The following is a 13,266-nucleotide window of genomic DNA, read 5'->3' on the forward strand; positions in this document are numbered from 1 at the left end:
AAGTTAGCAACTACCTGATAGGATACTGATATTATTTCGATGTTTCAGCGTTACGTGTTGAACGTTTTTTAGGTTCAGAAGATCTGGCGCGGTAGCCGGAACTTCAGCAGGTTGTTCACTTTCGTTGCTCTCAGGGAGCGGTAAGAAGCCAGCGGCAATCAGTTTATTGATTTCCGCTTCCATTCTTGGATCTTCAAGCATACTTTTAACCATGGAAACCATATACATAAAACCGGAAGCAGGCATATGGATCACTTGTTTTAACTGCAATTCCTGATCATTTTCCGCCAGCATACCACTCGCCATCCGATTAGGCTCCTGACCTACAAAATAAAGAGAGAATACGCCTTTGTTATAATTAACACTTGAGATGGTTTGAACAAATTTTTCAGACATAGCATTATCCATTAAATTAAAATGATTAAACCTGATGACCACAGCTTATCGGAGTAAACGAAAGTCGTTTATATCTCCCTTATTTTTCAATAACTATTATCTTGAAAGCGCTATCATTTTTAAAGCGCTATCCAAAATACAAAATAGCAAGTAAAGTATGGGCCGACTTAAGTATGATTCTATAATCAGATGGTTTACTGACAAGGAGTTACTCACCAGGCTTTAACGTCAACTTCGGATAAAGATATCTCTATTTATTGGCTAAAATCAACATGTAAATAGTAAATTATCCGTTTAGACTCTATATTTTGTTCCAATGACTCACATTCATAGACGCTTTGATAGCAGATAATATTATTTAATGGATTTGTTAAAATTATTCAATAAATATAACATTTCACTGATTTTCAGGTTATCTCTTTATATCAAAAATGTGATTTTTTATTTAAAATAGATTTGACTTAATGAATGAAATAGAAAAAACAATAATATCATTAATTAACTTAATAATAATGATATCTAATAGGGATCATGCAACCATAGCAAATAAAAACGTAAATGATGGTGATGATTATATTTCCACTCTGAATAAGATACAAAAAGAATGTAATATTAAAATCAAAAATAAATACTCTATAAATAAGAAGTTAGGTGCCATATCCCTACCTGCCATTTTATTTAGTCATGATGGGCAACCTTTCATTCTGGCAAAATATGATGAGCAACGGGTATTAATCCAAAAGCCTTATCAGGAAACACCTGAGATATTAGGTAAAGAAGAATTTATCAATCTATGGAGCGGTAAGTGGATAAAAATAACGCAAAAAAGCAATCGATTTAATATTCACTGGTTTATTCCTGAATTTATCAGACAAAAAAAGAACCTGAAGGAGATTCTCCTGTTCTCCTTCATTCTACAGATCCTGGCACTTATCTCTCCTCTGGTTGTGCAAGTTGTCATGGACAAAGTGCTTGTGCATCAGGCGCTTTCTACATTGGATGTGCTGATTTTTGGGCTGGTAACTGCGGGCTTGGTTGAAATCATTCTGCGGGGATTGCGTGAATATCAGTATGCCCATACCGCCAACCGGATTGACATAAAACTGGGCTTGAAGCTGGTCAGGCATCTGTTTGGCCTGCCATTGCTGTTTTTTAAATCCCGTCAAGTAGGCGCAATTGTGACACGAGTGCGGGAGCTGGAAACGGTTAGGGAGTTTTTAACCGGCTCCATGTTCACCCTGTGTATCGACGTTTTGTTCATGTTTGTATTTATTTATGTCATGAGCCTGCTGTCCGGTACGCTGACCCTGCTCTTCCTGCTGACCTTACCCTGCTATGCCCTGCTTGCCTGGTGGGTGACACCAAAAATTGAAAAGGCAGTGGAAAAACAGTTCACCCATGCAGCCATTAATACCTCTTTCCTGACCGAAACCGTTGCCGGTGCCGAAACGCTGAAAAGTCTTGCCGCTGAACCCCGCTTTATCCGCCGCTGGGATAGCCAGACGGAAAAGATGGTCAGCACCAGTTATGATGTACAGCAGTGGGATAATCGTTCCGGTCATCTGGTGATGGTGCTACAAAAAGTGACCAGCGCCGTCATTATCTGGCTGGGTGCGGCGGAAGTACTCTCCCTGCACATGACTATTGGTCAACTGATCGCCTTCAATATGATGGTAAGCCACACCCAGCAACCGCTGGCTAAGTTGGTGCAACTCTGGGGACAATTTATCCGTTCACGTATTGCCATTGATAAGCTGGGAGATATGCTGAACCTGCCAACAGAGCAGCAATCAGGTAACGAACAGGTTACGTTACACGGGGCAATCTCATTCTCTGATATCGTCTTTCGCTATCAACCCGACCTCCCCCCCACTATCAACCATTTCTCTCTGGATATTCGGGCGGGGGAAACCATAGGCGTTGTCGGCACCTCGGGGTCTGGGAAAAGTACCCTCGCACGTTTGCTGTTGCGGCTTTATACCCCGGAAAGTGGGACTATCACGCTGGATGGCGTTCCCTTGCAAAACTTTAATATTGAATCTCTCAGGCAGCAGATCGGCATCGTTTTGCAAGAAAACTTTCTATTTAATAAAACGGTGTATGAGAATTTGTCCCAATCCTGCCCTGATGCCCCGTTATCTGCGGTCATCGAAGCGGCAAAACTGGCAGGAGCACACGATTTTATTCTCAGATTACCGATGGGGTATGACACGGTGATCGCTGAAGGAGGACAATCGCTATCAGGTGGTCAGCGACAACGGCTGGCCATTGCCAGAACCCTGCTGTCAGATCCCAAGATCCTGATCCTTGATGAAGCCACCAGTGCACTGGATGATGAATCACAAGCCATCATTCAATCTAACATGGCTGAAATTGCCCAAGGGAGAACGGTCATCACCATTGCACACCGGCTCTCTACGGTACGCCAATGTGACCGGATCATTGTGTTACTCCAGGGCCAAATCATCGAACAAGGCAGCCATGAACAGCTTCTGCAACAAGGCAAACACTATCGGAAACTTTGGCAGTTACAACGAGAACTAAAACAGGAAAACAACAGGAGGAGCCTGCCCATGTTTAAGGCCATCTTGCGCAAAGGGATCAAGCGGTTACGTACTGCCAAAGCGCATTATGATTTTTTACCAACCCACTTGGCGTTGTCACAACGTCCACCCTCCCCGTTTGCCCGTTATACGGCCATCACCTTAAGCATTAGCGTTCTGGTCGCCTTGTTATGGGCTTGTCTGGGGAAACTGGATGTACAGGCAACCGCAACCGGCCGTTTGATCGCGTCTGGTCGTTCCCAAATCATTCAGGCTTACGAACAGAGCCGTCTGACTGCCATCCATGTCAAAAATGGTCAGCATGTTGAAAAAGGTGTGCCGCTGCTGACGCTCAATACGCTCGGTGTTAATCAGGATATCGCCCGTTTGATCGAGCAACGCGATTATCAGACGGAAGAGGAAATCCGTTATCAAGCTCTGCTTGAAAAACAAGACCCTGAATCCCTGCTGCTTCTCCAACAGCAACCTGCCGATAGACAGAAAAGAATTCTGACGCATTACGCTCACGAAAAGCAGGAGTTTGACTCAATCATCACCAGTATCTACGCGGAAATGAAAGAGAATCTCACTGCCCAACAAGCGCGGACTAGCGATATACAGTCATTGACCAACCTGCGCACAAATATCAACCAGCGCTTGCAGGCCAGAAAAACATTGAGCCAAAAGCAGGTGATCAGCAAGGTGGAATATCTGGAACAAGAAAAGGAACTTCTGGAAACAGAAAGGCTGCTCGCTCAACAAAAATCGGAACTTGATATTCTGATGTCCAAGTACAAAAGTCTGGAACAACGTTTAAAGGGCACCAAAATAACAAAAGAGCGGGAATGGTTTGAGAAAAGAAAACAGGCAGAGATACAGTTGGCGTTAACACAACAAGAAATTTCGAAAATGCAGGAACGAGAAGACCTTGAGGTTGTACGCTCTCCCGTCACGGGTACGGTGCAACAATTAACTGTCCATACTCTCGGCGCTGTCCTGCAACCTGCCCAGAATTTGATGGTGATTGTTCCTGATGAACATGTACAACTCGCTGAGATCCAGATTTTAAATAAAGATGTCGGTTTTGTCCGGCCTGGTCAACACGTCGCAGTTAAAGTCGATGCTTTCCCCTATACCCGCTATGGCACAATTGAGGGAGAATTACTCAGCATTTCGCGCGATTCCACCACCGATGAACGGTTGGGTCTGGTTTTTCCTGCACAAATCAGCCTCAAACAGAACAACATTATGGTAGATGGAAAACCTGTTGAAATCACGGCGGGTATGTCCATCGTTGCAGAAATCAAGACCGATCAGCGAAGAGTGATTGATTATCTGCTCAGCCCGATTCAGGAATATCAATCTGAAGCGTTAAGAGAAAAATAATCATGACTGACACCTTTTCCTTCACCTGTAATACAGAGGCAGACCAAAAAAACGACAACGCAATCGGTATAAATAGCGATATCAATGCAAACAATTATGCGCTGGATTGTATCGCCCATTTAGGGAAACAGTTCCACAAGGTGGCTTCTGTCGGGCAACTGCACCATATTCTGGGTGTAGATTCTCTGGCGCTGACAGATCCACAGCTACGTGAAGCAGCGGATGCCATTGGGCTACGCAGCAAGTTTGAACTGCTGACACCCGATACCGTTGCTACATTGCCTTTACCTGCATTGGTTGAATTGGATCAGCGTTGGTGGGTGCTATCAGAAATCCGTCCTGACGCATTTACAATATTCGATCCCACCACCGGCAAACATAAAGTGTGTGCATTGGCCTATCCGATGCCCGGTGAGCAAACAAATCGCAGTGAATTCAAGGTGCTGTTGGTGGCGGATAAATCCCTCACCAAGCAGCAAATCAAATTCGGCCTGAGCTGGTTTTATCCCTCTGTTTTCAGGCAAAAAAATCAGTTACGGGACATTTTTCTGTTTGCCATCGTGTTGCAACTTTTTGCACTGGCGGCACCTTTATTATTTGAAAATGTCATCAATAAGGTGCTGGTTGGGCGGAGTATTTCCAGCCTGCATGTGCTGGGTATGGCGATGCTGGCGCTGGCATTGGCCGAACCTCTGTATGGTTTCCTGCGTAATACCGTGTTTGGACATATGGCCAGCCAAATCAATGCCGAACTTTCCGGCAGACTGTATCGCCATCTCGTAGGATTACCCCTGCCCTATTTCAAGCAACGGCAAACAGGACAAATCATCGCCAGAGTGCGGGAGATGGCGCAGATCCGCCAGTTTTTGACCGGCTCTACTCTTATGCTATTGCTTGACCTGATTTTTATCATTCTGTTTCTGGGCGTGATGTTTCATTACTCCTCCCTGCTGACATGGATTGTCATCAGTTCGCTCACTCTCTATTTCTTGTTATGGATCACCGTCGGTCCCATCATTCGACGCAAGGTAGAAAAAGAGTATGAAGCCGATGCCAATGCTACCAGCTTCCTGACAGAAGCAGTCACGGGTATTGAAACCATCAAAACCACTGCGACAGAAAAACGCTTTTTGCATCAATGGCAAAAGGTATTGAGCCAGCAGTTAATCCAACGCTTTACGGCCCAAAAAAGCGGACTTGCCGCAGGGCAAGGGATTGAGCTAATCCAAAAAGTGGTTGCCGCTCTGCTTTTGTGGTGGGGAGTCCGTGGCGTGCTTGATGGAGATCTGTCCCCTGGCGGATTAATTGCTTTTAATATGCTGGCGGGACATGTTACCCAACCCATCCTGAGACTGGCACAAGTCTGGCAAGATTTTCAGCATACCCTGATCGCTCTGCGGCGGGTGGGTGATATTCTTGATGAGCCAATGGAAAGCAGTAAACAAGGGCTGGCATCAGCACCCGAACTGGCCGGCCAGATTGAATTCCGCAATATACGCTTCCGTTACCATGCAGATACGCCGGAAGTGTTGGCAAATCTGTCACTGGAAATTAAAGCCGGAGAATTTATTGGTATTACAGGGCCATCGGGTTCCGGCAAAAGTACACTGACCCGCTTGTTGCAGCGGTTATATGTGCCACAACACGGTCAGGTTTTGGTGGATGGAATGGATTTAGCGATTGCCGATCCGGTATCACTGCGCCGTAACATGAGCGTGGTCTTGCAGGAGAGCATTCTGTTTTCCGGCAGCATTGCGGATAACATTCGTCTGTGTAAGCCCAATGCCAGTGATGAGGAAGTCTATCGGGCGGCAATCTTGGCGGGCGCAGTGGATTTTATCAATGCGTTTCCACATAAATTCGCGCATCCGGTGGGAGAAAAAGGGGGCAATCTTTCTGGCGGGCAACGACAGCGTATCGCTTTGGCAAGGGCATTACTGAATGACCCCAAAATCTTGATCCTTGATGAAGCCACTTCCGCACTGGATTATGAATCCGAAGCTGCCATCATGAGCAATATGGCTGAGATATGCCGAAACCGAACGGTGATCAGCATTGCTCACCGACTAAATACTATCCGCCATGCCGATAAGATTTTCGTTTTAGATTTAGGAAAAATAGCTGAATCAGGTTCACATGATGCTCTGGTACAGCAAAATGGCTTATATGCACAACTTTGGTATCAACAAACAAAGTGATGACTGAAAAAGAAATTTATTGAAAATATGAGACTTGTTTCGCTTTAGAATTCATTTCATTATGAAGCAAGTCTCTCTCACCACTCACTAAGAACAGTAACCCGACTATCATTCGGGTCAGGGGTTCATCCTAAATGTAAATGTCGTTTGAGCCATTCCAACAATCTCTCTCATCAACTAGTAGCGACACGCGTCCAGCTAAGGTATTATTGCCCGCTATATTATTGGTACACGCCCATTATCAATTGAATTTATGGCAAAAGAACAAACTGATCGCACCACACTGGATTTGTTCGCAGATGAACGCAGGCCCGGGCGACCTAAAACAAATCCGCTGTCCAGGGATGAACAGCTTAGGATCAATAAACGCAACCAGTTGCGACGAGATAAAGTCAGAGGATTGCGTCGAGTGGAACTCAAACTTAATGAAGATGCCGTTGATGCACTAAACCATCTGGCAAAACAGCGCAACATTAGCCGCAGTGAATTGATTGAACAAATGTTATTAGCCCAACTGACAGAAAAAAATCACCTTGCCGACTAACGGCTTTTATTAAACACAATGAAGCGGTGTCACCACACAAATCTGACAGATTTGTCATGGATGTTTGGTCAAAATAACGCTTTTCATGTTACTGAAACTGACATTTTTCTAGCTGATTTCAGCGTGATGTGTATAGATTTAATACACAAATAAAACAAGAGGTTAACCCATTTTATGGCAATAATAGGTATATTCTTCGGCAGCGATACAGGCAACACAGAGAACATCGCCAAAATGATCCAAGAAAAATTGGGCGGTGCTGATGTTGCTGAAGTCCACGATATTGCCAAAAGCAGCAAAGAAGACATTGAAGCCTTCGATATCTTGTTGCTTGGCATCCCAACCTGGTATTACGGCGAAGCCCAGTGTGACTGGGATGATTTCTTCCCAACACTGGAAGAGATCAATTTCGAAGGAAAACTGGTTGCTTTGTTCGGCTGTGGTGATCAGGAAGATTATGCAGAGTACTTCTGTGATGCTATGGGTACCATTCGTGATATTATCGAACCTCGTGGTGCCATTATTGTGGGCCACTGGCCAACCGAAGGATATCACTTTGAAGCCTCTAAGGGCATGGTCGACGATAACCACTTTATTGGATTGGCCATTGATGAAGATCGTCAACCAGAATTGACGGATGAGCGCGTTGAAAGCTGGGTACAACAGATCAAGGCTGAAATGAGTCTGTCAGAGATTCTAGGCGCTTAATAAGAAGAGAAAAGCCCTTTCAGGCAGGATTATTCTTGCATAATGTGTCATGATATATGAATAGGCATGGTTTTCATTTTTAATATCCATGCCTATAATCAGCAACGTGAAACAGAATCATGATTCCCTCACGATACCCCCAAGTATCATAAGTACACTTAACTCAAGTTACAGGACTGAATCCGCATGACCGACAACAATAAAGCATTGAAAAATGCTGGACTTAAAGTAACACTTCCACGACTGAAAATTCTGGAAGTGCTACAGGACCCAGAATGCCATCATGTCAGTGCGGAGGATCTCTACAAAAAACTGATTGATATCGGTGAAGAGATTGGCCTCGCCACTGTCTATCGTGTGTTGAACCAGTTCGATGATGCTGGCATTGTCACACGCCACAATTTTGAAGGCGGCAAATCGGTTTTTGAACTCACCCAGCAGCAACATCATGACCATCTGATTTGTCTCGACTGCGGTAAGGTCATTGAATTTAGTGATGAATTCATTGAAGAGCGTCAGAAAAACATCGCTGAACGCTATGGAATTAAGCTTTCAAACCACAGTCTTTATTTATATGGTCACTGTGCTGATGGTGATTGCCGCAAAGAAAGCTCGCTTCATGATGCAAAAGCATGATAAACAAGCGCTGACAATAAAGTAATTCGCTCCACTATTTATTCATCTGAATTTATTCATCTGAATAAGCAACCTGCCGAATAATTATCAAGCTAATCGGCAGGTTGCTTTATCAATTTATTGCCCTCATACCTCAAAGAATCGTTAGAATTTAACTTCATCTATGCGGCTAAAACGGTTTCCATCAGTACTGACAGAACGAATTTTCACATTGCCGCTGACATGAGGCCGCTGTCTGTCATTATAATCCTGCCATGTTTTTCCATTATCCAATGAGTATTGAATAACCACCCCCGGTAATGCGATATTCGCTTCCAGTGTTCCTGAAACAATTCTGCCGCCAGGTACAGGCAAACGATAGAAAATTTTCGCTCTATCCAGTTTAGCCAGTTCTCGCTGCCCTATCAGATTGGCAAAGCGTTCCCAGTCTTGTTGCAGGAGAGCCGTATCAACATAATGCGTTATTCCGCCTTTATATTCCCTGCCATGCTGATAATTCTGCTCCCACTCCGCCTGATGCCATGCCCGTTCCGCCAGCGGCAGTAAGCGTGGATAGATCATATATTCCATTTGTTCATCGGTACGCACGGTTTCACTCCACGATTGCCCCGACATACCATAAGCCCCCGGCCAGCGTTTATTACTATGGGTATTAAAGTAATTGCCATCACGATCCATCGAGGTTTCAGCATTTTGTGGCATATTGTTCGGGGCAAAGCTGAAAATTTTCGCCTCATCATTAAAGCGGGTCGCCCAATAGTAGCCCCGCTCTTTCGGATGAACTTCATATGGCATATCCAGATAGATATAATCAGGGCTGGAAACCACAACTTGATAGCCCTTATTCGCCCAGTCATTGGCAGAATCATAACCTCCCCAATACAGGGTATCCCAAAAGTTCACCGCAACATGTTTAGTGGCGAAATCTTTTGCCGATTTGGCATGTTTCAGGCCATCCTGCCATGCCTGCATGGTGCTGATACCATGGTTATTGACGATTTTGCTAACTTCAATGGCAAAGTAGCTGGCAAGTTCATCAACCTCTTTAATGACACCTTGCGCTATCATTTTCTGACAAGCCTGAGATTTTGCCCACGGCTTGTTTTCAATTTTCTGGTTGATAATCCCCTTATCTGGCACAATCACTCCATCTTTATCCTGATATCCAGCGCCCAAACGAATATTTTTCGCCTCATCCCCACCAAAATGCCATGTATTTAACGGCAGACCGGCCTCGTTATGCATGGCAACAATTTCGCTAATCACTTTATCGACAAACCGCTTTGAAGAGTCCATGCACGGGTTAAGATAACTGTGGCGATCATAGAATTGCACGGAAGTTGTATTCGAGGTATCTGTCGGATCAAGCAGACGATACTCATTGGCTTCCTGCTTTTTGCCTTGTGCCATAAGTCTCTTATAACGCGCTTCCATCGACATCACTGCGGCACGAGCATGGGCAGGTATATCAATTTCTGGGATCACTTCTATCTGGCGGGCTTTGGCATAATTCAGAATATCAATATAATCCTGACGGCTAAAATAACCACTTCCCATATTGTTGCTATCTGGCCCTGATCCCAATTGCGGCAATAAGCATTGAGTCTCACTCAGATCATGACAACGTTGACTGCCGATTTCTGTCAACTCCGGTAAGCCTGGTATTTCCAAACGCCAGCCTTCATCATCACTCAAATGGAAATGGAACTTGTTCAGCTTATAGTGGGATATTTGATCAAGCAGACGCAGGACAGCTTCTTTACTATGAAAATTTCGTCCAACATCAAGGAACACGCCACGATATTCAAACCGTGGTGCATCTTTTGCCGTCAGTGTCGCAATCTTTGGCGTTCCATTGGCGGGAAGTAAGGAAAACAGTGATTGCAGGCCATAAAATACGCCAGACTGGTCAAATGCGACAATTTGTGTCCCCTTGGTGGTAATTTCCAATGAATACGCACCGTTTACTCGCCAGGGCTTAGTAAATTGGTTTGCGTTGATTTGGGTCGCTATTCGATAACCGTCATCGGTTAAATGAATATCATGGGCGTTGAAACGTTCCCTAATCACTTCAACCGATTCGCCGCTCAACCCTCCTAACTCTAATTTCACTCCACGGGATAAATCCACATCCTGGGAATAAATGGAAAGTTCTTTCGGTGTCGGAATAATCTGCCCTCGCAGCTTATCTTCACTGATTGTTGCCACCTGCTGGTTTTTGGCAAAGCGGTTTTCAGGCGTCATCAGGATATTGTTATCCGTTGTGGTCCGTTTCCACTGTTCACCTTCCAGATCAGATAAAAATTCGCTGATGTTTTCAGTATCGGTATTTGCCAATACTTGAGGCGCAGCATCACCGGAAGTCGCATACCAACGCGGCATAAAATCTGTACTGTAAATCTGCCAATATTCACCAATAATCGGTAGTACGACCTTTTCATTGGCTTTGATGCCTGTAAATTTTTTCGTCGGTTCCAGTTTATGTAAATCACCCGTAATATGAGTAATTTTGTATTGATCATTATCCAGTTTCAGTATTTGGCGAATACTGTGAAAATAGAGCGCCCAATCAGAAGAGTTGATTGCCTGAGCACCATTGCTCAAGATGATGTTGACCCGATTACAAGCCGCCGAATCAGCGCCAAGAATGGCACAATTTGTACCATGTGAACCCGCCTGATTATCAATGATTTTGAAATTGACTTTTAACTGGCTCAGTAAATCCACGATCTGTTGTGATGACATTGGATCCTGCGGCGACATTGCCGGTGTCATTTCTGTATGAGCGCCGCCGATAAATCCAACTGCCGTGATGAATGCTGCCAAGGTACGTAATTTAATAGGTTTCATAAATTACCTCGTCCGAACTTATTATTTTTTCGATGGGTAAATTTTGGGCAAATAGTGTACAAGTTTGATCAGGCAATAACCCTATATAATATGTGACTATAAGGCAATTTTTAATCTTAGCTGAAGGAGTTAATTTTCATTACGCGGCTATCAAGCACAAAAAAGCGTGATTATTTTCACGCTTTTTTGTGTACGGGGTCATATTATCTTGGTGAGATTATTACTCTTGTGAGATTTTTGCCCAAGTATCACGCAGGCCAACCGTACGGTTAAAGACCAGATGCTCAGCACTTGAGAGGCAGCTATCAGCACAGAAATAACCTTCACGCTCAAACTGATAGGTTTTTTCCGGCAATGCATTTCTCAACCCTGGTTCTGCAAATCCCTTACGGATCACCAGAGATCCTGAATTGATCGTAGACAAGAAATCATCTTCTGCCCCTGGGTTCGCCACGCTGAACAGACGGTCATACAGATAGAATTCCGCTGGTACGCCGTGTGCAGCGCTTACCCAGTGAATGACGCCCTTAACTTTGCGACCATCGGCTGGATCTTTATTCAGGGTTTGCTCGTCATACTGGCAATAAATTGTGGTGATATTGCCTTCTGCATCTTTCTCAACCCGTTCTGCTTTAATCACATACGCATTGCGCAGGCGTACTTCTTTACCCAGAACCAAGCGCTTATATTGACGATTTGCTTCTTCGCGGAAATCTGCACGGTCGATGTACAGCTCGCGACTAAACGGTACTTCACGGCTACCCATTTCTGGTTTATTCGGATGGTTAAGCATCGTCAGAATAACTTCACCTTCCGGCATGTTCTCAATCACCAGTTTCACCGGATCAAGCACCGCCATCGCACGCGGTGCATGTTCGTTCAGGTCGTCACGGATACAGGATTCTAATGCTGCCATTTCAACGTTGTTATCCTGCTTAGTCACACCAATACGGCGGCAGAACTCACGGATAGAAGCCGCAGTATAACCACGACGACGTAATCCAGAGATAGTTGGCATACGTGGATCATTCCAACCATCAACGATTTTTTCTGTCACCAACTGGTTAAGCTTACGCTTGGACATCACCGTATATTCCAGATTCAGACGAGAAAACTCGTACTGACGTGGATGGCAACCAATCGTAATGTTATCCAATACCCAATCGTATAAACGGCGGTTATCCTGAAATTCCAACGTACAGATGGAATGGGTGATCCCTTCCAGCGCATCGGAAATGCAGTGTGTAAAATCGTACATCGGATAGATGCACCATTTATTGCCTGACTGGTGATGCTCTGCGAATTTAATACGGTAGATGACCGGATCACGCATGACAATGAACGGGGATGCCATATCAATTTTGGCACGCAGACACGCTTTGCCTTCAGCAAATTCACCGGCACGCATTTTTTCAAACAGGGCCAGGTTTTCTTCTACGCTGCGATCACGATACGGACTGTTTTTACCCGGCTCTTTTAAAGTACCGCGATATTCGCGGATCTCTTCAGGACTCAGTTCATCTACATACGCCAGACCTTTATTAATTAATTCAATGGCGTATTGATACAGAATATCGAAATAGTCAGACGAGTAGCAAATATCCCCACTCCACTGGAATCCCAACCACTGAACGTCAGCTTTAATCGATTCAACGTACTCAATATCTTCCTTAACGGGATTTGTATCGTCAAAACGTAGGTTGCATTGTCCCTGATAGTCTTGAGCGATGCCGAAATTCAGGCAGATCGATTTAGCATGACCGATATGCAGATAACCGTTGGGTTCAGGTGGGAAACGGGTATGTACGGATGTATATTTACCTGTTGCCAGATCTTCGTCAATAATCTGACGAATAAAGTTTGTCGGGCGGGCATCTGCCTCACTCATCGTTTTTTTCCTCAATGCAAAAAGCGTTTTAACATAACCCTCTATAATCTAATAAGCTGAACCGAGAAACAACACTTTGTTAGTGGGAAACGGCGGAATGGGTAAAGTTAGGGCGGA

General features: G+C 44.6%; 7 protein-coding genes and 2 pseudogenes. 6 read left to right on the top strand and 3 right to left on the bottom strand.

Annotation, left to right across the window (positions count from 1 at the left end; genetic code table 11):
- Positions 1 to 3 precede the first annotated feature (3 nt).
- Positions 4 to 396, bottom strand: a complete 393-nt coding sequence (rtxH, locus tag ACSJJG_RS12835; RefSeq protein WP_481089619.1) for a protein RtxH — start codon at positions 394 to 396, stop codon at positions 4 to 6.
- Positions 397 to 860: 464 nt separating this feature from the next.
- On the opposite strand from rtxH, the pseudogene ACSJJG_RS12840 reads away from it, so the two are divergent.
- From ACSJJG_RS12840 to fur, 6 genes and pseudogenes are all read left to right on the top strand, one after another.
- Positions 861 to 2,948, top strand: a pseudogene (locus ACSJJG_RS12840) (peptidase domain-containing ABC transporter); the annotation flags it as partial.
- A 135-nt stretch (positions 2,949 to 3,083) separates the two neighbouring features.
- Positions 3,084 to 4,325: pseudogene (locus ACSJJG_RS12845) on the top strand (HlyD family type I secretion periplasmic adaptor subunit); the annotation flags it as partial.
- Positions 4,326 to 4,327: 2 nt separating this feature from the next.
- Entirely contained in the window at positions 4,328 to 6,523 is a 2,196-nt protein-coding gene (locus tag ACSJJG_RS12850; RefSeq protein ID WP_481089620.1) for a type I secretion system permease/ATPase, read from the top strand.
- A gap of 253 nt (positions 6,524 to 6,776) precedes the next feature.
- A complete protein-coding gene (gene ybfE / locus ACSJJG_RS12855; RefSeq protein WP_047770781.1) occupies positions 6,777 to 7,067 on the top strand; it encodes a LexA regulated protein in 291 nt (96 codons plus the stop codon).
- A 174-nt stretch (positions 7,068 to 7,241) separates the two neighbouring features.
- On the top strand, positions 7,242 to 7,775 hold the full coding sequence (gene fldA / locus ACSJJG_RS12860) for a flavodoxin FldA (RefSeq protein ID WP_481089621.1): 534 nt from the start codon (positions 7,242 to 7,244) through the stop codon (positions 7,773 to 7,775).
- Positions 7,776 to 7,961: 186 nt separating this feature from the next.
- Positions 7,962 to 8,411, top strand: a complete 450-nt coding sequence (gene fur, locus ACSJJG_RS12865; protein WP_481089622.1) for a ferric iron uptake transcriptional regulator — start codon at positions 7,962 to 7,964, stop codon at positions 8,409 to 8,411.
- Positions 8,412 to 8,555: 144 nt separating this feature from the next.
- On the opposite strand, the gene ACSJJG_RS12870 is transcribed toward fur, so the two are convergent.
- Positions 8,556 to 11,261, bottom strand: a complete 2,706-nt coding sequence (locus ACSJJG_RS12870) for a beta-N-acetylhexosaminidase (RefSeq protein ID WP_481089623.1) — start codon at positions 11,259 to 11,261, stop codon at positions 8,556 to 8,558.
- A 220-nt stretch (positions 11,262 to 11,481) separates the two neighbouring features.
- Positions 11,482 to 13,149 carry a glutamine--tRNA ligase gene (glnS, locus tag ACSJJG_RS12875; RefSeq protein ID WP_481089624.1) on the bottom strand — a complete coding sequence of 556 codons (1,668 nt, stop codon included), beginning with the start codon at positions 13,147 to 13,149 and terminating at the stop codon, positions 11,482 to 11,484.
- Between the last annotated feature and the right edge of the window lie 117 nt (positions 13,150 to 13,266).

The sequence above is a fragment of the Xenorhabdus sp. SGI 60 genome (assembly GCF_056632175.1).